General features: G+C 31.4%; 22 protein-coding genes. 5 read left to right on the top strand and 17 right to left on the bottom strand.

Translation table 11 applies throughout. The features are described 5' to 3' along the window. The 3 genes from pstA to phoU all read left to right on the top strand — a co-directional run bounded on the left by pstA (window position 1) and on the right by phoU (window position 2,530). Window positions 1-918, top strand: a complete 918-nt coding sequence (pstA, locus tag SH09_RS06060) for a phosphate ABC transporter permease PstA (protein WP_042738729.1) — start codon at window positions 1-3, stop codon at window positions 916-918. A 78-nt stretch (window positions 919-996) separates the two neighbouring features. Then, a complete protein-coding gene (gene pstB, locus SH09_RS06065; RefSeq protein WP_042738730.1) occupies window positions 997-1,872 on the top strand; it encodes a phosphate ABC transporter ATP-binding protein PstB in 876 nt (291 codons plus the stop codon). A gap of 7 nt (window positions 1,873-1,879) precedes the next feature. Further along, window positions 1,880-2,530, top strand: a complete 651-nt coding sequence (phoU, locus tag SH09_RS06070) for a phosphate signaling complex protein PhoU (protein WP_042739029.1) — start codon at window positions 1,880-1,882, stop codon at window positions 2,528-2,530. Between the two features lie 274 nt (window positions 2,531-2,804). Here the strand turns inward: phoU and pepF are convergent, their stop codons facing one another. Then, window positions 2,805-4,619 (bottom strand): oligoendopeptidase F, encoded by a 1,815-nt coding sequence (gene pepF, locus SH09_RS06075; RefSeq protein WP_042738731.1) that lies wholly within the window; start codon window positions 4,617-4,619, stop codon window positions 2,805-2,807. Window positions 4,620-4,925: 306 nt separating this feature from the next. Here pepF and SH09_RS06080 point away from each other — a divergent pair, with 306 nt between their 5' ends. Next, window positions 4,926-5,282, top strand: a complete 357-nt coding sequence (locus tag SH09_RS06080) for a membrane protein (protein ID WP_042738732.1) — start codon at window positions 4,926-4,928, stop codon at window positions 5,280-5,282. A gap of 57 nt (window positions 5,283-5,339) precedes the next feature. Here the strand turns inward: SH09_RS06080 and SH09_RS06085 are convergent, their stop codons facing one another. Continuing rightward, window positions 5,340-6,350 (bottom strand): siderophore ABC transporter substrate-binding protein, encoded by a 1,011-nt coding sequence (locus tag SH09_RS06085; protein WP_042738733.1) that lies wholly within the window; start codon window positions 6,348-6,350, stop codon window positions 5,340-5,342. 1,343 nt (window positions 6,351-7,693) lie between these two features. On the opposite strand from SH09_RS06085, the gene SH09_RS06090 reads away from it, so the two are divergent. Further along, window positions 7,694-8,215: a DUF308 domain-containing protein gene (locus tag SH09_RS06090; RefSeq protein WP_042738734.1), complete on the top strand. Its 522-nt coding sequence runs from the start codon at window positions 7,694-7,696 to the stop codon at window positions 8,213-8,215. A 413-nt stretch (window positions 8,216-8,628) separates the two neighbouring features. Here the strand turns inward: SH09_RS06090 and SH09_RS06095 are convergent, their stop codons facing one another. From SH09_RS06095 to SH09_RS06165, 15 genes are all read right to left on the bottom strand, one after another. Beyond that, complete coding sequence (locus tag SH09_RS06095; RefSeq protein ID WP_042738735.1) at window positions 8,629-9,888, bottom strand: aminoacyltransferase; 1,260 nt, start codon at window positions 9,886-9,888, stop codon at window positions 8,629-8,631. A gap of 30 nt (window positions 9,889-9,918) precedes the next feature. Continuing rightward, window positions 9,919-11,181 carry an aminoacyltransferase gene (locus tag SH09_RS06100; RefSeq protein WP_042738736.1) on the bottom strand — a complete coding sequence of 421 codons (1,263 nt, stop codon included), beginning with the start codon at window positions 11,179-11,181 and terminating at the stop codon, window positions 9,919-9,921. A 297-nt stretch (window positions 11,182-11,478) separates the two neighbouring features. Further along, window positions 11,479-12,138 (bottom strand): type 1 glutamine amidotransferase domain-containing protein, encoded by a 660-nt coding sequence (locus SH09_RS06105; protein WP_042738737.1) that lies wholly within the window; start codon window positions 12,136-12,138, stop codon window positions 11,479-11,481. 120 nt (window positions 12,139-12,258) lie between these two features. After that, a complete protein-coding gene (trpA, locus tag SH09_RS06110; protein ID WP_042738738.1) occupies window positions 12,259-12,987 on the bottom strand; it encodes a tryptophan synthase subunit alpha in 729 nt (242 codons plus the stop codon). Next, on the bottom strand, window positions 12,980-14,194 hold the full coding sequence (gene trpB / locus SH09_RS06115; protein WP_042738739.1) for a tryptophan synthase subunit beta: 1,215 nt from the start codon (window positions 14,192-14,194) through the stop codon (window positions 12,980-12,982). The genes trpA and trpB overlap by 8 nt, the downstream gene beginning before the upstream one ends. Then, complete coding sequence (locus tag SH09_RS06120) at window positions 14,187-14,825, bottom strand: phosphoribosylanthranilate isomerase (RefSeq protein ID WP_042738740.1); 639 nt, start codon at window positions 14,823-14,825, stop codon at window positions 14,187-14,189. Before SH09_RS06120 ends, trpB begins: the two co-directional genes overlap by 8 nt. Beyond that, window positions 14,825-15,607: an indole-3-glycerol phosphate synthase TrpC gene (gene trpC / locus SH09_RS06125; RefSeq protein WP_042738741.1), complete on the bottom strand. Its 783-nt coding sequence runs from the start codon at window positions 15,605-15,607 to the stop codon at window positions 14,825-14,827. Before trpC ends, SH09_RS06120 begins: the two co-directional genes overlap by 1 nt. Beyond that, window positions 15,591-16,607 carry an anthranilate phosphoribosyltransferase gene (gene trpD / locus SH09_RS06130; protein ID WP_042738742.1) on the bottom strand — a complete coding sequence of 339 codons (1,017 nt, stop codon included), beginning with the start codon at window positions 16,605-16,607 and terminating at the stop codon, window positions 15,591-15,593. The genes trpC and trpD overlap by 17 nt, the downstream gene beginning before the upstream one ends. Next, a complete protein-coding gene (locus tag SH09_RS06135; protein ID WP_042738743.1) occupies window positions 16,576-17,172 on the bottom strand; it encodes an anthranilate synthase component II in 597 nt (198 codons plus the stop codon). Before SH09_RS06135 ends, trpD begins: the two co-directional genes overlap by 32 nt. Continuing rightward, window positions 17,169-18,575: an anthranilate synthase component I gene (locus SH09_RS06140; RefSeq protein WP_042738744.1), complete on the bottom strand. Its 1,407-nt coding sequence runs from the start codon at window positions 18,573-18,575 to the stop codon at window positions 17,169-17,171. The genes SH09_RS06135 and SH09_RS06140 overlap by 4 nt, the downstream gene beginning before the upstream one ends. Window positions 18,576-19,133: 558 nt before the next feature. After that, window positions 19,134-19,856, bottom strand: coding sequence for a hypothetical protein (locus SH09_RS06145; protein WP_042738745.1), 723 nt, complete (start codon window positions 19,854-19,856; stop codon window positions 19,134-19,136). Between the two features lie 296 nt (window positions 19,857-20,152). Beyond that, the gene (locus SH09_RS06150) at window positions 20,153-21,181 is read right to left on the bottom strand and encodes a M42 family metallopeptidase (protein WP_042738746.1); all 1,029 of its coding nucleotides are present in this window, start codon (window positions 21,179-21,181) and stop codon (window positions 20,153-20,155) included. A 28-nt stretch (window positions 21,182-21,209) separates the two neighbouring features. Continuing rightward, a complete protein-coding gene (locus tag SH09_RS06155) occupies window positions 21,210-21,548 on the bottom strand; it encodes an SdpI family protein (RefSeq protein ID WP_042738747.1) in 339 nt (112 codons plus the stop codon). Window positions 21,549-21,787: 239 nt separating this feature from the next. Beyond that, window positions 21,788-22,606: a squalene/phytoene synthase family protein gene (locus SH09_RS06160; RefSeq protein ID WP_042738748.1), complete on the bottom strand. Its 819-nt coding sequence runs from the start codon at window positions 22,604-22,606 to the stop codon at window positions 21,788-21,790. Window positions 22,607-22,789: 183 nt separating this feature from the next. Next, window positions 22,790-23,722: a D-2-hydroxyacid dehydrogenase gene (locus SH09_RS06165; protein WP_042738749.1), complete on the bottom strand. Its 933-nt coding sequence runs from the start codon at window positions 23,720-23,722 to the stop codon at window positions 22,790-22,792. Window positions 23,723-23,797: the final 75 nt, after the last annotated feature.

Raw genomic sequence — 23,797 nt, forward strand, 5'->3', positions numbered from 1 at the left:
ATGGAACAAGTGAATAATAATTCAAAATCGTTAGTTAACCAAAATACAGTCGAGAAAAAACTATCTAGTCGATTAACAAAAAATAAAATTAATAAATGGGCATTTTTCGGTTGTACGATGATTGGATTACTCGTATTGGCCGTCCTATTAATAGATACACTAATCAAAGGTGCAGGTCATTTAACACCTTCATTCTTTACTAATTTTTCATCTTCTACTCCGTCAATGGCAGGGGTTAAAGGTGCATTGATTGGTACGATTTGGTTGATGATTACAATTATTCCTATCTCAATTATTTTAGGAGTTGGTACAGCAATTTACTTGGAAGAGTATGCAAAGGATAATGCATTCACAAACTTTATTAAAGTTTGTATCGCTAACCTTGCAGGTGTACCGTCAGTTGTATTCGGTTTACTTGGTTTAACAATTTTTGTAAGAGGTATGGGCGTTGAGGCTTTAGCATTAAGTAACTCAGTACTTGCTGCAGCATTAACAATGTCACTATTAATCTTGCCAGTAATTATCGTTGCCAGCCAAGAAGCTATTAGGTCCGTTCCAAATTCTGTTAGAGAAGCTTCTTATGGATTAGGTGGTAATAAATGGCAAACTATTCGCCGTGTTGTATTACCAGCTGCTATTCCTGGAATCTTAACTGGTTTTATCTTAGCGCTATCTCGTGCATTAGGTGAAACAGCACCGTTAATATTAATCGGTATACCAACCGTATTATTAAACTTACCGTCAAGCGTATTCGATCAATTCCAAGCACTACCAATGGCAATTTATAATTGGGCGAAATTACCTCAAGATGAGTTCCAAAATGTTGCTTCTGCAGGAATTATCGTCTTACTCATTATCTTATTATTAATGAATGCTATCGCTATATTCTTAAGAAATAAATACAGTAAAAAATATTAATCATAGAGAGACTAAAATGGGAAAATTGCAAAGCTTTATCAATATTTGCAAACAGTCTGAATAAAAGGAGTTTTAATTATGACTAAAAATGATATTATCGAAGAAAAATCAGCACTAGATGCTCACACAGATCACGACGCAACGCCTGTGACTACAATCGAAGCTGAAAAGAAAGACAATAAAATTCCAGATAGCGAAAAGAAAATCGTGTACTCAACTAAAAATTTAGATTTATGGTATGGTGAAAATCATGCACTAAAAAATATTAATCTAGATATTTTAGAGAATAATGTAACAGCAATTATCGGTCCATCAGGTTGTGGTAAATCAACTTATATCAAGACATTAAACAGAATGGTAGAACTTGTTCCAACTGTTAAAACAGCTGGTAAAATCGTATACCGTGATCAAAACATTTTTGACGAAAAGTATTCAGTTGAAAAATTAAGAACTAATGTCGGAATGGTATTCCAACAACCTAATCCATTTCCTAAATCAATTTATGACAATATCACTTATGGGCCAAAGATTCACGGTATCAAAAATAAAAAAGTACTTGATGAAATCGTAGAAAAATCACTTCGTGGTGCAGCAATTTGGGACGAACTAAAAGATCGTTTAGATACAAATGCTTATAGCTTATCAGGTGGACAGCAACAACGTGTTTGTATTGCCAGAACATTAGCTATTGAACCAGACGTAATTTTAATGGATGAACCAACATCTGCATTAGATCCGATTTCAACATTGAAAGTTGAAGAACTTGTTCAAGAGTTAAAAGAAAAATATTCAATCATCATCGTGACACACAATATGCAACAAGCAGCTCGTGTTTCTGATAAAACTGCCTTCTTCTTAAATGGTTATGTAAATGAATATGATGACACTGATAAAATCTTCTCAAATCCATCAGATAAACAAACAGAAGATTATATCTCAGGTCGTTTTGGTTAATATGCCTATGGCCGTAATTAGACATAAATATGAAGGTCAACTCGAAGACCTAATCAAAGATTTACGTCGCTTAGGTATACAAGTGTATCGCCATATCGAATTTGCATTAAACTCTTTAAGTGAAGAAGATAGAAATTACGCGAGACAAATTATTGAAAAAGATAAAGAAATAAATCAACAAGAAACCAATATAAATGAAAAGGTAATCATGTTAATTTCAAAGCAACAACCTATTGCTTCTGATTTGAGATTGATGATGGCTTCATTGAAAATTGCATCTGATTTAGAGCGAATAGGTGATAATGCTGCAAGTATCGCTGAAATCAGATTACGTGCCAAAATTATCGATAATTACGTGTTAACACGTTTAAATACGATGGGGAAATTAGCATTATTAATGCTTAAAGATTTAGACGATGCTGCAAAAAGTAATGATATCACCTTAATCAAAGAAATCATTGAACGAGACGATGATATAGACGACTTATATAAAAACATCGTTAATACAACTTATTTAATTGATAACGATCCATTTGTATCAGGTCAAGCCCATCTTGCTGCGAGACACTTAGAACGAATAGGTGATCATATTTGTAATGTTGCAGAAAACATATACTTTTTCATCACTGGAAATAGGTACGAATCCTATAATAAATAATTTAAACAATATCATCCAACTAATAGAATATAATATAATCAATAACCAAATTTGAAATTCATATAATTAATCCTATGAAATATAACCTAATAAAAAGCAAGTAAATGATTTTTTGTTCATTTACTTGCTTTTTTATTATAGAAAAAAACCATACGCAATGCGTATGGTTCAGTATTTACAAACCAGTAAATTGTAGCGCACTTGTTAGTGACGGGCACACATTAAGTCTATCTACGTATATTTTTATTTTATATCACTTTCGCAGTTAGTTAATTTATTGGTCAGTAGCTTCTATTTCATCGGTAAGTTGCTCTAATTCATTTACTAATTTACCTATATATTGAATTGTCGCTCTCAATGGTTGATCGGTAGTAATATCTATACCCGCAATGCTAGCTAAATCAGCAGGGGACTTACTTCCTCCAGCGCGTAAAGTATCTAACCATTGCTCGACTGCAATCTGTCCTTCATTTTGTATTCGTTGCGACATAACAGTACCAATTGTTAATCCTGCAGAATAAGTATAAGAATAGAGACCCATATAATAGTGTGGTTGTCTCATCCAAGTCAATTCAGCACCTTCAGTTAACTTCACACTATCACCAAAGAATTGACTATAAACATCTCTCATTATTTCATTAAGTTGTGGTGCTGTAAGTGATTCACCTGCATCAACTTTATTATATACTTCACGTTGATATGCAGCTTCTAATAAATGTGTAACCATATTATGATAGTATGTTCTTGAAACGATTGAACCAATAACCCAACGTTTAAATTTCGGATCATCACTATGTTCAAATAGATAGTTTGCCATCAACATTTCATTCATAGTTGATGGGGCTTCAACAAAATACATAGACGCTTCAGATTCTAAATAATTTTGTTGGTGTTGGGCTAATGTGAAATGGCCAGCATGACCTAATTCATGAGCTAATACAAATGTTTCAGTCATTTTACCGGTCCAAGAGATAAACACATATGAGTGTGATGCATATGGACTTGCACAATAGGCACCCGTTTCTTTACCTTTATTCTGGGCAAAATCAATCCAACGATCCTCATATGCAGTTTCTACCATATTAAGGTAATCTTTACCTAACACATTCAACGCACCATAGATATAGCGCTTTGAATCTTCAATTGAAATCTCAGGCTCAAATTCAGGATCTATTGAGACCTTTAAATCTTCGAATTTCATTACGTCTAGGCCATGAACACGTTTGAGTAACTTAGCATATTTTTGCATAATAGGAGCTAAATCGCTCATAATAACATCAATTTGTCGGTCAAACATATCACGTGTGACTTCTTGGTCTTGCAATAAATAGTCTATAACCGAGTCATAACCACGTAAATCAGCTTCAATTTTTTCCTGTTGAACCTTCATATTATAAGTTGCAGCAGTCGTATGCTGATATTTTTTCAACGCCTCACTAAAATGCTTAAAGCTCTTTGTTCTAAATGACTCATCCGGATTGTCTTCATATTCATTTTCAAATGTTGCATAGTCTAATGGATATGACTGACCATTGTGTTCAAAGGATTCAAAATCAATATCTAACATTTTAGTAATACCATATAATTCATAAGCGCCATCCAATGTAGGGGATAAACTCGCTAAAGTTTTTTCAACTTCAGGTGCTAATAGATAAGGTTGTCTATGCTTTAATTTAGTTAAATAATGAGGATATTTTGAAGTTGAAATAAGTTGAGCCAATTGATTACTATTAAGTTCTAAAATTTCTGATTCTACAAATGCTAACTCACTTGCAATCTTTCCATAACTTGTAGAAAATTTCGAACTTAATGTTTGAGCTGTAGGATTTGTCGTATCAACACTTAGTCTTAATTCAGCAAAATTTGCCATTTTGTCTAGATTTATCAGTATGTTTGCATATTCATCTAATGCTGTTTCAATTAAATCTATGTCTGTTAAACGTCCACTGTAATTTTGATTAAACGCTTTAGCATCTGTTATGGTCTGTTCAATCATTTCATAAAATTGTTGATCTGATAAGAACAAATCTGTAGTGTCCCAAGTTTCATTTGTAGGGACATCATTTCTAAAAGGTAATGCTTTACCCATGTTAACAACTCCTTTATCACTACGTTATATCATACATATTTCATTATACATGAATTTAATGTTTAAAATACAATGCGAGGCATTAACCAATTCGAATCAGATTAAAGGAACATGTAAGGCATTTTATTTATATAGAAGATTTTAATTCAGAAAATATATTAAAAATTATATTTGACCTAATAAATTGAATATTTTAATATAAAATCATACTACTGAAGTCTGAACAGTTATGAATAAAGATATAGTATACTTATAGATAATAAAGAAAGTAGAACCTTTAAAAAATCAATCTAAGGAGTGCTCCAAATGACAATAATGGATATGCCTAATTTTTTATGGATTACAATTGGAGCTATGATAATATTAACTTTATTTTGTAATCTTGCTTTAAACAAATGGTTTGCACCTGCAATTATTACATTTATCGTCTTGGGTGTTGCAGCATTCTTAATTCCAAACTTCCAAGATATTACTTATGAACCACTACTTGGTTATGCAGCATTTCTAGCTATAGTCAGTTTGATTATTAGTTTTTTAATTTGGTATTTCACACGAGATTTTCGACGCAAACGTAAAGAGAAGAAAATGCAAAAAGCTATTGCTAAACGTGGGGGAATTCCAGAAGAACATATGGAAGATTATAAACACTATAGAAAGCGATAAATAATAAAAACTACGGTAATCCTTATTATTAGGGATTACCGTAGTTTTTTAGTATAATTATTTTTTGTATGCTTGTTGTATATTGTTTAATTGTTCGATTGTTAAATTGATGCCACCTTCACCAAAGAACCATGCATTCGATTCAAAAGGGGTTACATCATTTTGTTTGATAGCTTTCACATTTTTTATTACAGGATTTTTCAACGTCTGAGGAATATGCTGTTTATCTTGCTTTAAATCTTTTGTTCTATCAATAACAAAAATTTTATCAGGGTTAAGTTTTTCAAGATATTCATTTGAAACTAATATACCACTTGAATTTGCTTTCATTTTCGGATCAGCATGTTTGATGCCTAAATCTTTGTTTAAAAAGCCTCCAAATCTACCACTATCTGCAAATGCTTTAATTCCTTTATCATCTACATTTAAGAACAGTACACGATCATTGTTTATACTCTTTTTAGTTTCATTAACTTTATCATCTAATTTTGAAATTAATTTATCTGTCTGTTGCTCTTTATTAAAGATCTTCCCAATATTTTGTGTATTATGCTTAATAGATTTTATGTAATTATCATTATCTGGACTTACAAATACTATTTTGGCTTTAGGAGCAGCTTTTTTCATTTCATCTAGCGTCTTTGTATGTGCCTGTCTAAATGAAGCAAATATTACATCTGGTTTTGTTTTAGCTAAAGCATCATAATCTGGTTGACCTGGATTACCTAAATTTGTATATTTTTTATCTTTAAACTCATTCAAGCTCTTAGGTAAAAAAGATGCACCTTGACCTTTAGAAATTGCTACGATTTTATTTTGTAATTTCAATGATTTCATAATATCTAAAGCACCATAATCCATAACTGCAACACGTTTAGGATTTTCAGGAACTTTAATTTTTTCTGTTTTCATTTTCCCACGATTATGATCTTTATTTTTATCTTTAAATTCATAAGTTTGTTTAATACTAACTGTTTTTTGATCTTTTTCTGCTTTTTCATTTGAATTGGAACCACACGCTGCTAACATCACAGCAAAACATAAAACTACAAACAATATTTTCTTCATTACTTTATCCTCCTTATAATAGCTTTTATTATATCCTAATTGAAAAGTGTTATCAATTAGATTTTTAAAAACTTAGTTTTATACTATTACTTTGATTGCAGAATAATTCACTTTTTGCAGAAAATATGTAAAATCTAACAAACCAATGATAATAACTACATTAATAAGTACAAACTCACAATCATAGGAGATAAATGTATATCAAAAATTTAACTATTACTGAATGCAAAATAATAGTTAAATATAGGACAATCAATAAAATATACTTGCTTAAAGCAGGTTAACTTAGATGCTAGTGATTTATTATTCAAAATTTACAGGATTGTTCAAATACAAACATATGGAATTGAATAGCATTTTGACTTTAGAGAAAAATGTCTTAAAAGAATGAGCTTGAACAAGATTCTGATTAGAATTATCAACAATTTAAATAATATGAATAATTTTATTAGTTAAATGACTCGAATTTGAATTTATAAAATGTGATGAATTAGATTTATAAGCATTAGCAAGCTAAATTATATTTATTGGATTTAGTAACTGAAATCAAGTCTTAAATAATAACATAATTTCAACTATAGAAAGCAACCAATAATTAATGAACAGGATTATCTATAATTTTAAAAATTGAAATTTACTAATGAATGATATGATAGACGTTGATGCAAATTAACAGTACGATAGATGAAATAGGGTTATAATGCGCACTTTTCAATCACTGCACATAACTTCCTATAATATATATTATGTAAACTAAAAACAAAAATTCAAAGTAAGTCATATGAATCAATGACTTTAACTGTCCATTAGTTATATTTAATGTAATTTCATGTTTAATATATTAAACGTTTATAACTGCTCATACATGTTGCTTATTATTACTGAACGATTTATCGTCCTTATAAACTTACAACGATCTAATCCATATATTGCGAATTAACTCGCAATCTCAAAAATTTTACGCCACAACATTCTAATTTTTAAGATTTAATTATATCCATAATACTCAGACAACCAAATGCATTATTGCTCATCATGCTATATGTGATTCTATATTACATTCAACGTACAATGACACGTAAAATTAATTTCCGATGCTCAGAAATTGCAATCTCAGCGTCATAATATCGAACACGCAACATGCTGCTAGATACATTCTTATACGGCTGACATTTTTATGATATATAAATAACATGATGGAACAATCCTTAGTTAACTGGTTTTAAAATAAAAATTAACTACTATAGGTTTACATAACATATTTATGGTTATTTATATTTTATGGTTGCATTTACATTATATATGTTTATACTGTTATTATTATTAACTTAGGAGTGACTAAAATGAGTCAAAACAATCGAATCAAATGGCCAAGTTTAGTTGTTGGTGTGATTTTCCTGATTATAGCAGTTTTTATCATGAGTTTTCCTCAAGAAAATCTCTTCGTTATTACTTGGCTAATTGGACTATTATTTATAATCAATGGCTTTATGGAGCTTGTGATGAGCTTTAATATGAGGAAACATACAAATCAAAATTCAGTATTCATAATGCTAACTGCTGTTATTAATATTATTATCGGTATTGTCATTATGCTTAATATTGTTACGAGTACTACATTTATCATTTATCTATTTGCTGTTTGGTTTATTATTCATGCAGTTTTAGCTATATTTACAGTTACACAGCTCGAGAGATCTAATCGTTTATTACACACGATTTCTATTTTTATTAATATTTTAGAAATAATTTTGGGGATACTTTTATTATTTAACCCTATAATTGCAGCTGTGCTAGTATCATTTGTACTTGCGTTCGTATTTGTGATTATAGGTATCTCACAAATTATTATCGCATTATCATAATAAATTAATTTTAAAAACCACATTGTAAGACAAAAGCGTTTATTGAAATAAATGTATTTCAATAAACGCTTTTTTAAAGATAGTTCGGTAGTTATAATGACACTATTTCGTTAGCACATTTGTTAGAACTAATCATACGCAATAATCGAGCCATTTCATTGCAAAAACAAAAATTATAAAAATAAATTTTACTATAAAAATATTATAATGTAATGATATTGCAATATAATATTTCGATTGATATACTAAAAATGTGGAAGACATCGAGTATCAACAACTAAGATTATTCCACACAATTTAGTATACTTGTTATATTAGATTGCCATCCTAATATAACTAATATTTTCATTTAAAAATGAAAGACAGCAACCTGAATTTTGCTCATACATAATCAGGTTGCTGTTTTATTTTTGCTATTTTTTCACTTTTTTACGTACATTATTTAATGTATTAAACAGCCAATATTTCGTCTTCTTAATCGGCTTATAGAAGTCACCAATCAACTCTTCAATTTGTACATTAAAGCCTCGTTTAAATCTATATACACCGTAATCCTCACTATTTTCAGTGAAATCACCTGATAATCCATAGAAATTATAACGCGCATACCCATGTTCAAAACAATAATTCATCATAAACCAATGCATCATATAAGGTCCCATATATTGATTATATTTCGTTGATGATCCACCAGAGAAATAGTTAACTTCATAAGCATTTGCAAAGTAAACACCAGATGCTAGGTTTAATATCGAACCGTCTGTTTGACGTAATTCACTTGCTTGTAACAATTCTTTCTTGTCATGTTCAATTTGTTTATCTAGTTCAGCAATTTTCTTTAACTGCTTATCATTTTTATTTTCTTTTTGCATGATTTGATCTCTACGTGATTCCTTATCATTAATGGCTTCTTGAGTGCTATTAATATATTCATCTAAATCAATATACGCTAACGGCACCAATGCTTTGTCGCCATAATTATCAATAAAATTATAGAAATATTCATCTGTTTTCGATACAAATCCAGTACGTTCTTCTGTTTCTCTATATAAATCCAAGAATATACCGAACTCGTCACGTGATAACATACGTACCTTTACGCCATAATTAATCGCTTTATTAATATTACGCTTTCTTTGGCTATCAAATTGCTTTTTCAAACTAGCAGGCGTTTCATTTTCAAGGTTTAGTACACCGATCCATCTCACTTGGCTTGAAGTATCGTATTTTGTAGTGAAGCCATGATGCGTATAGCCATGTGATTTAAACAGATTAACCAATGCGTCATTTTCATTATATTCTGGTAAAGGATTAATATCTTTATCATAGACATTATAAATCCAATACGGATCCATTTTCACATATAAACAATTGTTTTGTTGTAAATATGTATCTAATTCACGTAAATAGAAATCCACTAAACCTAAATCGTTATAATCCATGACCGGACCACGGTTTGAATAATAAACATAGCTACCCATTGTGGGAATTTTAGAGAAAAGACTAGCAGCAATAACTTGATTATCGTCATCTTTTAAGCCTAATAATACAACTTGAAATCCATCTTCTTCTCTCGTCGCAATATTTTCTTTCACTTGAAAGTAATGACTTTCTAATGCTGGATTCTGTACAAAATTGTCATATTCTTTGACAGTTAACTCTGTAAATTTCATTCTAGCTTAGTTCCCTTCTATAATTTATGTTTACTTCTTTATATCTTTTAATTTTTTAAGTGCTGTATATATTTTATATGCTGGTTTATTAATTGGTTTGATAAAATCACCAACGTATTCAATTACATCTGCATTGAAACCTTTTTTAAATTTAACTACGCCTGCATCCTCTGCATCTTCTGTAAAGTCACCACTAATGCCATAAAAATTATAGCGGTCTATATTATTGTCTAATGCATAGTTTATCATAGTCCATTGCACTGCATAACTTCCAGCAAAATGTCTAAACTCATTTGATGTTCCACCGGCATAGTAGACAACTTCATAAGGGTTGATAATGAAGAATGCTGCAGATATTGGTAACTCATTACCATGTTGTTTTTGTAATGCTTTTGCTTCGTCAATTTTCTGTTGATTTGCAATAAGTTGTTTTTCTAAATTATCTCTTTTGTTATAAGCTTTTTTATTTTCTGGACGTTTTTCTATATCTTTTAAAGCTTTGTTGATATCTTTACTTAAAACTTCACGTTCAGCAGTAAGTTCTTCGATATATTCATCAAAATCCATATATGCCAACGGTACCAGCACACGATTTTTATAATATTTCAAACGATTATAATAGAAACTATCGTCTCTATCTTCGAAAGCTTTAGTTTCAGACGTATCTTCCATAAATGCTCTAAAGATTGGCAATTCATCTTCACCTAAGAAACGTACTTTAACACCATTTTTTTGAACTTTTTTAGTGTTTCGCTTACGTAAACCATCCATGTCTTTTAGGACATCCTTATCAGTCTTATCCTTTAACTCTAATACTGAGTGAAATCTTATTTGAACGACTGGATCAAAACCAGTTAAGAAACCTTGGTGTTTATAACCTAAATGCTTCATCTTATCGAAGATCCAATCATGCCCTGCATTCTCTAATACATCACCATCATGATTTCGATATTGGTAAGGTAAATATGGATCAACTCTTAAATAAAGCGCACGATGTTTCTTTACATATTTTGATAATTCATTAAAGAAGTAATGCACAAGTTCTTTATTTTCAAAATCTATTACCGGTCCACGGTTAGTATAAAAATATTTAAAGTATTTCATTACAGGTACAGCAGTTAATAAACATGCTGCAATAACTTCATTTTCATTATTTTTTATACCTACTAAATGTGTTTCTGTACCTTCTGCAATTTTTAATTCATAGTTCCCCACCATTTGAGTGAAATGGCTATTAGGCATACTATCTGTAAATGTCCCGAATTCTTTTGCAGTCAAATTAGTAAATTTCATTTTATATACTCCTAAATGTCTATGATTCTATTTCTAATATTATAATCTTCAATCTTTATTATTATACAATATTCATTTATAAAACAAAATCAATACCTATGTTCAACGATGTTGATTTAATGCATTTTATAACGTTTTCTTTAAATAAAATAATATTTTACACTTAATCACTATCTATTCTTTCAAAATGTATTAAAAATAAGAACTAGTTACCGTAAAGTACAAAAACTGGAAAACATAAAGTTCTCCAGTTTTATACTACTTAATACAGTAATTAAGCTTTGCTTCTATTTTAATTTATTTTAATGCATCACGCAAAGTTTTACCTATCTCAACACTAGATTGTGGGTTTTGACCAGTGATAAATTGTCCATCTGTTTCAACATGTTCAACAAAATTATCTTTAACAATAAATTTAGCCCCTTGATTCTCTAGCTCTGTTTGCGTCAAGAATGGCACTTTGTCGTCTAATCCCATTGCACGTTCTTCATCATCAGTAAATGATGTTAGCGTAACGCCTTGGACTAAAAAGTTGCCATCGTTATCTTTGGCACCGACAAATGCACTTGGACCGTGACATACAGATGAAATGACTTTGCCATCAGATTTAAAGTCAGCTAATATAGATGCTAATTTTTGATTGTGCGCATAGTCAAAAACTGTACCATGACCGCCCGGTAAATAGACAGCATCGTAATTTTGGACATCAACTGTTTCAATACTTGGCACATCTTTTATAGCATTAACAAAGTTATCATATTGAGTTAACTCATCATTTTGTGTTGAATTGGGATCTAATGGTACTGCTCCACCTTGAATAGACACAATATCTACATCAATGCCTGCTTCTGTTAAAATATTATATGGTTCACTAGCTTCTTCTAACCATAAACCTGTTGGTGTACCATCATCATATTGACTTCTGCTCGTTAATATAAATAAGACTTTTTTACTCAAAATAAGTCACCTCTTCATTAGTAATATGAGTAGTTTCTAAATCTTTATTTTAAACTCATTTCTTCCTTTAATATTTTACCCGTACTAAATAAAGAGTATGCATTTCTTACTACATTTATTTTAACTATCAAGTGCTTGACGAATTGAATTTAAATAATCTGTAGTTGTATCGTGGTTATCTTCGCTAAAACGTCTAACAATCTCACTACCGATAACGACACCATCAGAAGCTTCAATAATATCTTTTACATGATCAGGCGTTCTAATACCAAATCCTGCTACTACTGGTACACTCGAAATTTCTTTAATTTGCTTAATTTTTGACTTTAGTTGTGGATGAAACTTACCATTTTCCCCTGTAGTGGCATTCATGGTAACGGTATAGATAAAACCTTCTGCTTGTTTAGCAATTTGCTCAATTCGTTCTTCAGAAGTCGTCATAGCAATTAATGAAATGATATGAAGCTTACGTTGTGGATGGCGCTCCTTTAGTTGTTCTAATAATTCAAATGGCAAATCAGGTATTATTAATCCATACACGCCTGCATCTTCACATGCTGTAAAGAAAGCATCTTCTCCATAAAAATTTATTATATTATAATAAGTCATCAATACATAATCACTCTCAATTTCAGCTTGATGAGATTTTAATTCATCCAATATATATTGAATGTTTACACCTTCTTCAATCGCCTTGCTTCCTGCATCCATAATCACGGGTCCATCAGCAACAGGATCAGAGAATGGCACACCTACTTCTATAATATCTGCACCAGCAGCACTTAAAGTTTTCATATTTTCAATAAAACTTTTGTTTCCCATTATATAAGGAATAAATAGTTTACTCATTATTGTCACCGCCTTGTTGCATATAATTCCTTATCGTTTCCATATCTTTATCTCCACGTCCTGATACAGTAACTACAAGAATTTCATCTTTACTCATCTTTGGAGCTAATGATTCTACATAGCTTAGTGCATGGGCACTTTCAATAGCTGGTATAATACCTTCAGCCTTAGTAAATGAAACAAGTGCATCCATTGCTTGTTTATCACTCGCAGTTTCATAAGTCACACGCCCAATATCATGATAATATGAGTGTTCTGGTCCAACGCCTGGATAATCTAAACCAGCTGATATAGAGTGGGCTAACTGAATCTGGCCATGATCATCTTGTATTAAATACATTTTAGTACCATGTAATACCCCTTCTTTACCTTTGTTGATAGCTAACGCATGCTTATCACTATCAATACCTTCACCTGCAGCCTCTACACCATATAATTTCACAGCATCATTGATAAATGGATAAAATGTACCAATCGCATTAGATCCTCCGCCAACACACGCTACAACTGCATCGGGTAAACGCCCTTCCTTTTCAAGAATTTGCATTTTTATTTCTGATCCAATCACACTTTGAAAGTCTCTAACCATAGTTGGAAATGGATCAGGTCCTAAAGCTGATCCTAATAAATAATGCGTATCTTCTACATGACTGACCCAATATTGTAATGCTTTGTTGACAGCATCTGATAAAGTGCCTTGACCTTCAGTAACAGGTTCAACTTTGGCACCAAGTAATTCCATTCGAAAGACGTTTAAAGATTGTCGTTTTATGTCTTCTTCACCCATAAAGACTACGAGTTCCATATCAAACAATGCTGCAACAGTTGCACTCGCAACACCGTGTTGACCTGCTCCAGTTTCGGCAACTAATTTATTTTTCCCCATGCGTTTAGCCAATAACGCCTGCCCCAAAGCGTTGTTTATTTTATGCGCACCTGTATGATTTAAATCTTCTCTTTTTAAATAAATCTTTGCGCCACCAAGTTGTTCAGTATACGATGCTGCATATGTTAAAGGGGTACTACGGCCTACATAGTCCTTTAAATAGTTATCTAATTCTTGTTGAAAGGCTGGATCTGCTTGCGCCTCTTTATAAGCCTTTTTTAATTCTTGAATTGCAGGCATCAATGTTTCTGGTACATATTGACCACCATATGCTCCAAAAAATCCAAATTCATCTGCTTCTGTTTGTATTTTTTTAACCATTTTGTTGTACTCCTTTCACATATTCAATGATTTCATACATTTTCTCACTATCTTTAACCCCATCAGTTTCAATTCCACTTGCAATGTCATAACCCACATGATTCAAATTAAGTTGTTCGATTTTTTTTATATTTTCCAAATTAATACCACCAGCAATTAAAAATTCAATATCGGTTAATGATTTAAGTATCGACCAATCATAAACTTTTCCAGTGCCACCAAAATCTTCAGATGGTGTATCGATAATAAACAAATCAACACTTTGTTGATAATGAATAATAGATTGTTGCAATGTTGCTAAATCTTTTGCAGGTAATGCCTTTATAATTTTTAGTTGTGGTGCAATTTGCTTTATATAATTTATTGTGGCTAAAGTTTCATCTCCGTGTAATTGAATGGTTGTAATACCAGTATGCGTTATTAAGTCAGATATAGTAGTTTTGCTAGGGTTGACCACAATAACCACTTTCTCTTTATCGTCGGGAATGAGTTGGGTGAATTGATTAATGGTTTGTACATCTACAAAACGTTTACTCTTTGGATAATGTATAACACCAATTGCATCAATATTTAAATTTTTCGCCTTTTCAACATCATCTAATGTTTTAAAGCCACAGAATTTTAGTTTCATTATGACTTCACCTTATCTAATTTTAAGCTTGGCAAAAATTCATTTAATTTATCACTTTTCATCAAAGATTCTCCAATCAACAAGCCATCGATACCTGAATCAACAATATTTTCAACATCTTGTTTGTCATGAATACCACTTTCTGAAATATAGAAATATCCTGATTTTTTATCTTGTAATATTTCATTTGTATGCAGGACATCTGTAACAAAACGTCTTAAATCTCGATTATTCACTCCAATAATTTTAGGATCCAACTTATAAGCACGTGCTAATTCTTGTCTGTCATGAACTTCTATCAAGGCTTCTAGACCTAATGATGTTGCATAATCATATAAATCACGCAATGCTTCATCAGTAAGCACATTGACGATTAACAATATTATCGAAGCACCTGCTTGTTTGGCCACATCGATTTGTATGCGATCTACTACAAAATCTTTGCATAATACAGGTAAATTGGTTTCAACAGTTAACTCTTGTAGCCTTTCATAGCTTCCTGAAAAATAACGTTCATCAGTTAATACTGATACAGCATTCGCACCATATTGTTCATAATCCTTTACTTGTTGTGTTAAATTCCTCTCCGGTAATTTATCTAGAGACGGACTTTTCGACTTGATTTCTGCTATAACAGCTAAATCATTTGATTGTGCTAACTGTGACTCTAATGTAGGTTTATGGGAAACATCAATTTTTGATAATGATTCTAGTTTTTCTTCATAATATCCTACCTTTATCAGGTCCTTTTTATACTCTACGATTTCATCTAATATAGTCATACGTTTTGCCTCCCATTTTATTGTACTGTTCTAATGCTTTACCCTCATTAATCAATGTTTGCGCTTTTTCTACTCCATCTTTGATACTTTCAGCTTTCTCAGCAACGTAAAGTGCTATACCAGCGTTCAACACAACAACATCTCTTTTTGCTGTTTGATCGCTACCAGTCAAAATATTTTTTGTAATTTCTAAGTTATCTTGTGGACTGCCACCAACTAAGGCCTCATTGTTCGCACTTTGTAGTCCGACATCTGTTGCATTTAACGTATAATTGATCACGTCTCCTGTTTCAGTTACCTCATAAATAATATTGTCTCCTGAAAGCGTTGCTTCATCCATACCATTTGCACCATGCATTACGATTGCTCTTTTTCTCCCTAAATCTGCAAGGGTATGCGCAATTTTTTCTAATTTGGATGTTTCATAAACGCCCATCACTTGATAATCCAATTTAAATGGATTAATTAATGGACCAGTAATATTAAATATTGTTGGCGTACTAATTTGTTTTCTAACAGGTTGGATATGCTTCATAATTGGATACGTTTCTGTTGCACTTAAAAACACTAACCCTTTATCTTGAAGTTGTTCAGGTGTTTCCTCAACTGTTCTCGTCTTGATATTCATCGCATTTAATAGATCTGTACTTCCAGAGGCAGATGTTACGCTTTTATTTCCATGTTTAATTACAGGGACACCAGCGCTAGCAACTACAAATGAAACAGTAGTTGAGATGTTAAAGCTATTTGACTTATCTCCACCTGTACCACAAACGCACATACTATCGCTATAGGTAGGTTGTTGATCATACATTGAATGAATTAAACTTTTTGAAATATAAGTTAACTCATCTTGAGTAATTTCCTTTTCTGAAAATGTCTCTAATAATTTCACCTTTTCACTATCAGTTAAATCTGTGTTGATTAGACTGGAAATAAATTCATTCATATCTTCTTGATTTAATGGTTTATATTGATTTAACTTTGTTTGTAATTGCATTGTCTTTTGCCTCCCTTACTATTTCAATAAAGTTTTTGATTATTGTTTCACCATATTCTGTGGCAAATGATTCAGGGTGATACTGAATACCAAAATGTAATTCACTTTGATGTTCAAATGATTGAATACAATCCACGGTTTCTGCAGTTATTGTTAAACAATTAGGAAATGTTTTAGGATTACTAATCAACGAGTGATATCGCATTATTTCAGAATATTCTGGCATATTTTGATATAAAGGTGTATCTTTGATTACTTTCATTTGATCTGTTTTTCCGTGCTTAATGCTATCAGCTTGTATTACATCTCCACCATAATATGCTGTTAAAGCTTGCGAGCCTAAACAAACGCCTAATATTGGTTTATCTTTATAATGTTCAATGATTGTCATTAAATCCTTTGTATCTAACGGATGTCCAGGTCCTGGCGAAATTAATACACCGTCGACATTCAAATCATATATATCAGGATCATCTGGATATTTCACTATAACTTCTTCTTGTTTAGCAATCATATCTACTAAGTTATAAGTAAACGAATCATAATTATCAACTATAAGAATCATGGTGATACCTCCAATAAACTTTTAGCTTTCAATCTTGTTTCTTCATATTCTTTTTCTGGAATAGAATCATATACAACGCCACAACCTGCTTGTACATTAACATGTGTATCGTCTATCATCATTGTACGTATTGCTAAAGCAAAATCTAAATCATGATTACAATTGATATAACCTATACCTCCACTATAAATACCGCGTTTATGTGGTTGCGCTTCATAAATACGTTGAATTGCTCTTAACTTCGGTGCACCCGAAACTGTTCCAGTAGGTAATAAACTTGCAATGACTGACATCGGTGAGTAATCGTCGTTTAATTTACCCGTCACTTCACTGACAATATGAATAACGTGTTCATATCGCTCAATTGCCATTAGTTTTTCAATTTTTGAAGTTCCCGTCGTACTAATTCTATGAATATCATTTCTTCCTAAATCAACTAGCATACTGTGCTCGCTTAACTCTTTTTCATCATTTTTTAGTAATTTTTCATTTTCAATATCTTCAGCTTCATTCTTACCACGCTTAATTGTGCCTGCTATTGGATTTGTCACAACTGTATCACCTTTCACCTTAACAAAGCTTTCTGGTGAACTACCCACAACGATAGGCTCATCCATATTGAGATAATACATATATGGACTTGGATTTTGACGTTTTAAATTTTGATACAATTGATAAGCTAATTGCTTTAGATGATTGCCAAATTGATGACGATAACTATAAATAATAGAGGGTACGACTTGGAACATATCACCCTGCTGTATTAAAGACTTCATAGCACTAACCGTTTCTTCAAATTCTGACTGTGTCATATTAGCTTCAATCTGCTTATTACTTAAATCATGCGCTTTATATTCAGGATAAATCGTAATATGCTTTAATTCGTTAATTCTATCTTGAACACGCTGTTTCAATTCAGATTCTGCTTGATTTGAAAATAAATTAGTTGCGATAATAAACAATTGCTCTTTATAGTGGTCAAACACATAAACATCTTCTACCATATGAAATTTAGCATCATGCTGTGGATGATCTTCCAATTCAATTTGTTTTAAAACAGGAAACTCATGTCTAACTAAATCAAAACTACATGATCCTACAAACCCTGATATAAATGGTAGAGCTGCTAATTCACTATCATCGATTTCCGCTTTATAGTCGTTGACCAACACTTTCAATGCTTGATAAGGGTTATCATTAATTATTTTTTGTTGTTCATTCGTTACAACTTCTAAAGTTTCGTTATCTAATGTTACGGATCCATACGTATCAAATATCACAATGGAATAACGTCCCTTTAATTGTGATTGATCCGAACTTTCAAGGACAATTTTTTGCTTTCTTAATCTCGCTAATGCTTCCGGTGTTACTTCAGCATTTAATTTTTCATAATATATTTTCATTTCAACTTACCTCCTAATAAAAAAACAGCACCCTTAACTCAAATTATGTCAAGGACGCTGTCGCGCGGTACCACCTAAATTTAGTAGAAAAAAATCTCTACTCACTCTTAAGTTATTAAATTTTAAATCCAACAAAACCCAATTTCAGTTTATGTGAGTGTTAGTTTGCATCGACCACTAACTTTCTGAAACTACTCATTCATAACCTACTACATTTTGTTTTCCATAATTTTGAATATAAAAAGACACCACAATAACGCATTCTGTAAGGACGCGTTACCGTGGTGCCACCTTAGTTAACAATTTCATTTGTTCACTTAAAAAATATAATATTATACATTCAAAAGCCCAATTCACAATATATGCCGTGCTAATTTTCATCAACCATTAGCTTTCTGTGTACTACGAATCATATATGTTACTCATACTTTCAAATGGCAACCAAAGTTGCAAAAAGTAATTAACTAGAATAATACGAGCATCTCAGTTATTTGTCAACAGTAATCATCTTTTTTTTGAAAATTAATATCCTGTTATATATATTAAGCATCTACTAATTTAGTAAAAACTAACTTTGGATTGATCTTTATCTAATTTTATAATGACATTAGTATTGTCTCGTTCATGTTTACCATAATGTTCTTGTACTCCCGAAAATCTTGAATTACCTATTTTCTTCGTTGACAATTTACGATTAACATTAAGCATTCCCATATTTTCTAGGTCTTCTTTATATTCTTTCATATCATTTATTGATACACTAACTAAACTCGGTAGGTCAATCATTGTTTCTTGATGCTTTCCATTTTTCAGCGTAGTTTCAATATTAAACTTATGAAACTTTGGTTTTACATACTTTATTGTTCTTAAATCCTTTAATTCTTCATTGTATTTCTTATAATCTGAACTGCCCTTTTTTTCATAAGAAATCAATGATTTTAATGTATCTTCTCTAGAGCTATATTCTTTATCAAAGTTATGTTTATCCTGTTTCGCAGCCCATTTCACCACTTCTTTATCATCTTTTTTAGACAATTCTTTTAAGTTCGTTGTCGATTCTTCTAAATTATATCCTTTCATTTTGCCATCTTTAACTTGTATAATTTGAGTTATTTCATTATCTTTATTAATTTCTTTCGACGATTGATGAGATATGTATAAAATATGTTCCCCAGTTCCAAGTTTTGATAATGCTAATGGTTTACCTTCTTTTTTAGAACTAAAGCCACAACCTGCCAGTACAATTGTAAACATTAATAATATTCCTACAACTTTTTTCATCATTGTCTCCTTTTCTGTTATTAAATTTTATATTATTCGTCATCATTCATTCTAGGATGCATTTTCTTTACATCTCTTGAATATTTCAAACAATATAAATTTATATCTTTTAACTTTCTTACGTTTTAATTATATATTAAAATTGATTGTGTTAATACATTTTTTTGTGTTACTAAATTTTAATACGATAATAGATTTTCCAATTACATAAATTGATATTGTCAAACACAAAAACACCCCTAAAAGTGAGTTTTTGGTTCTACTTTCAGGAGTATTTATAAAGATATTAAATTGACTTATAAAGCTGTAAGACAATATGCCTTTAGTAATGCTGCAGTGGCATTTAATGAGTCGATGTGTGTTCTTTCAAGTGCGTGTGATGATTCTATACCAGCACCAAATAAACCATGTCGTACATCTGCACCAGCTTTGAGCGCTGCTGATGCATCGGAACTATAATATGGATAAATATCAATTTTATATGGTATTTTATTAATTTTGCAGAGGCTAACGAGTTGTTCCTTTAAGGCTTTATGATATGGTCCTGAACCGTCTTTAGCACAAATTGAAACTGTGTATTCGTCGGATGCTTGGCCATCGCCTAGCGCTCCCATATCTAAAGCAATATATTCAACAACTTTAGGTGATATTGATGCATTTGCACCATAACCAATTTCCTCATTATTAGAAATATAAAATTGTGTCGTTTGTGGTAATGTTAATTGATTATGTTTGATATCCTTCAATAATTCAATAATCATTGCAACACTTGCTTTATCATCTAAATGACGCGATTTAATAAATCCAGATTCTGTTATTTGTGTCCTAGGATCGAAACTGATAAAGTCACCGACCTCAATCCCTAAACTTTCTGTATCTGCTTTGCTCATTACCTTTTCATCTAAACGTACTTCCATATGTTCTATATCCCGTGGTAGTTGATGATTATCACGATATACATGTACACTCGTTTCATGCATACAGATTGTGCCACTATAGATTTGACCTGCTGCTGTTTCTATTTCACAGTATTCACCTTCGATCGCATTATAATGAAATCCTCCGATTAATGTTAAAGCTAATCGCCCATCTTCTTTGATTTCTTTTACCATTGCACCTAATGTATCAACATGTGCAGTTATACATTTATACTGTGCATCGTTTTGACCATTAACTGTGATTAATAATGCACCTTTGTTAGTGATTTCCGTATCAAAACCTAATTTCTGCGCGTGTTGTTGTACATACTCTATCGCACGTGTAGTATGGCCTGATGGACTATTAATCTCTGTAAGTTCTTTAATTGTTTTAAAAATAGCTTCCATATGTACTACCTCACTTATATTGATTTAATTAATAACTTGTAGTTATTTTTATTTCCGTTCTTATAATTATATATAATATACCTACAAAAAATAGTAAAACTTGAATAATTAGTGAACTTGGTGTTAACCACGTTGTGATATCCCAAAGTAACGCTAAGACGCCTAATACAACCCCTACTTTGTTTACCTGTTCTGAATATTTTAAAAACATTTGTTGTGCAAATTGCCAACTTTTATCATTTTTCAATGATTTAAAACTGCGATAGCCCATTAGTAAATTGGGTTTAGCTATTAAATTTTGCTGCACATTCTTCTTGAAATTTCGTATGATCAAATGATGCGCTACTATGAAAGTTAGCAAAAGCATATTGCTACATATCCTCCCTTAGATAAATTAACACAAAGATAGCCAACCCAAGTGATGATTTAATCTTGGGTTGGCATTTTATAAACTATATGTCTCGAATACTAAATGTTGAATGTTTATTAGTGCAATTTCAATAATCATATAAAAGTATCTATTAAACATGTATCATTCCAAATATAAATTACTTAAATATATGACTAAACTTGTTACCTTAATACATTCTTAAGTGTTTATTCGATTTAATCTTTTTGAATTTCTTCCACTGTTTCTTCAACTTCTTGGCGCGATATTTTCTCACGTCCATTTTTCATTGCTTTTAAACTTTTATATGCAAGCGCTAGAGGTAGTCGACAGAATAATAATATCGTCTTTTTATTGATATCCTTTTTATATTCATCTGCTTTAGCTAGATTTTCTTCAGCATATTTAAATAAATCATCACGCGTCCAACCATCTGGTTTAAAGCTCACACCACGTTCTTCTAAGTCTTCATCTTCATTACGCAAGATATTTACGGCTTGTAGACCTCGACCAAAGCCAATTGCTAAATCGCGGTCAGTCTTAACACCGGCACAAATGTCCCAAATTTCTGACAACATGACACCTACTAATCCAGCAACATAATATGTATAATCATCCAAATCTTCTCGTGTATGGATTTCCCAGTTTGCCTTAGCCCACTTCGCCATACCATATGCCATCTCACTCGTAGATGACTTAACAACTGTTAATGTCTTATCAGGACAAGCCTCCAACCAATCACCTAAACGACGGGTAACTTCAGGCATATCATCTAGAACAGGTTCTAAAATATTAAGATATTCGGTCTCATTAAATGGTTTCTTTAACAAATCACTGACTTGCATTAATAAATCATATTTCAAATCGTTATCGATTTCTTCATGATCTTCAATTTCATCAATTGCACGCATTACCAAATAAGCCGATGCAACTGTATGTTTGATTTCTTTATCTAAAAAAGTAATCGGTATATAGAATGTACGGCTCGTTTCTTTCAGAACTCGCATTGCATCCTTTGGGAAATTCTTTTCTGTCATTTTCTTGTTACCTCCCTTTTTTAAAATACTATCACATAATGGCAAAATAAAACATTATTCCAAGGCAAATTCAATTTATAGCCTTCAATTATCTATAAACAATAATTTATTCTATAATTTGCAATAAATAAGATTTGCAATATTAAAAAATTATCATTTATATTTTTTGTATTATCCTAGTGATCAATACCCTTTTTGAAAATCAACTTTATTATTGAGATGATTTTTATTTTCTATATTTTGCAATGTCTCATAAAAGCATGCAACTGCATCATCAATATCTGTCAACGCTGATATGTGTGGTGTGATAGTTATATCACTTCTATCCCACAGAACAGAATTGGTCGGTAAAGGTTCTTCATCCACAACATCTAATATAGCATGGCGAACAGTATTATTTTCTAGTGCTTGTATTAAGTCCTCAGTATTGACAACTTGTCCCCTGCCTACATTAATAAAGACTGCTTTATTAAACGTTTTAAAAATAGTGCTATTAAATAACTGATTTGTTTCTTGTGTTAAAGGCAACGTGCTAATTATGTAATCTGATTTTTCTACATATTGACTAGATTGTGCTACTGTTGTCACAGCTTTAAATTCACTTTTTTGCTCGCCACTATACGAAATACCGTATACTGTAATACCTAATAACGAAAAAATTTCCGCTATTTTCTTACCAATTTCCCCTGTTCCAAATAGAGTTACTGTAATTTCCTTTAATGGTTTAGGAGTGACAACAGACCATTGTTTATTTCTTTGCTGTTTCTCTAATATTTCGTGATGTTGTGCTTCTTTAAGCATGTAACTGAGACAATATTCTGCCATTTTTTGTCCGAAATCTGTTACTGTTCTCGTTAAAAGTGTTCCTGATTCAAACCAACCCTTTAATTGTAAATAATTATTTACACCAGCATTGAACGTATGTACCCACGAAACTTGCTGCGGTTGAAAGCTTTGGCTAGGGCTAAAACCTACATATACATCTGCCCATATTAAATCATTATTATCTATTTCCTGTAATTGCTTAAATAATAAATTATAATTTTTTAATTTTGGTAGATATTCATGAAATGCTGCTTGATAATCACCAGCTATTAATATATTTTGAATCTTCATTATTATTCTCCTTTGTTAACTGTACCAAATCATACCTTCTATAATTATACATTTAAATTTTTATTCTTCGTTAAT

Origin of the sequence: Staphylococcus gallinarum (assembly GCF_000875895.1) — a bacterium.
In the GTDB taxonomy this organism is placed as follows: domain Bacteria; phylum Bacillota; class Bacilli; order Staphylococcales; family Staphylococcaceae; genus Staphylococcus; species Staphylococcus gallinarum.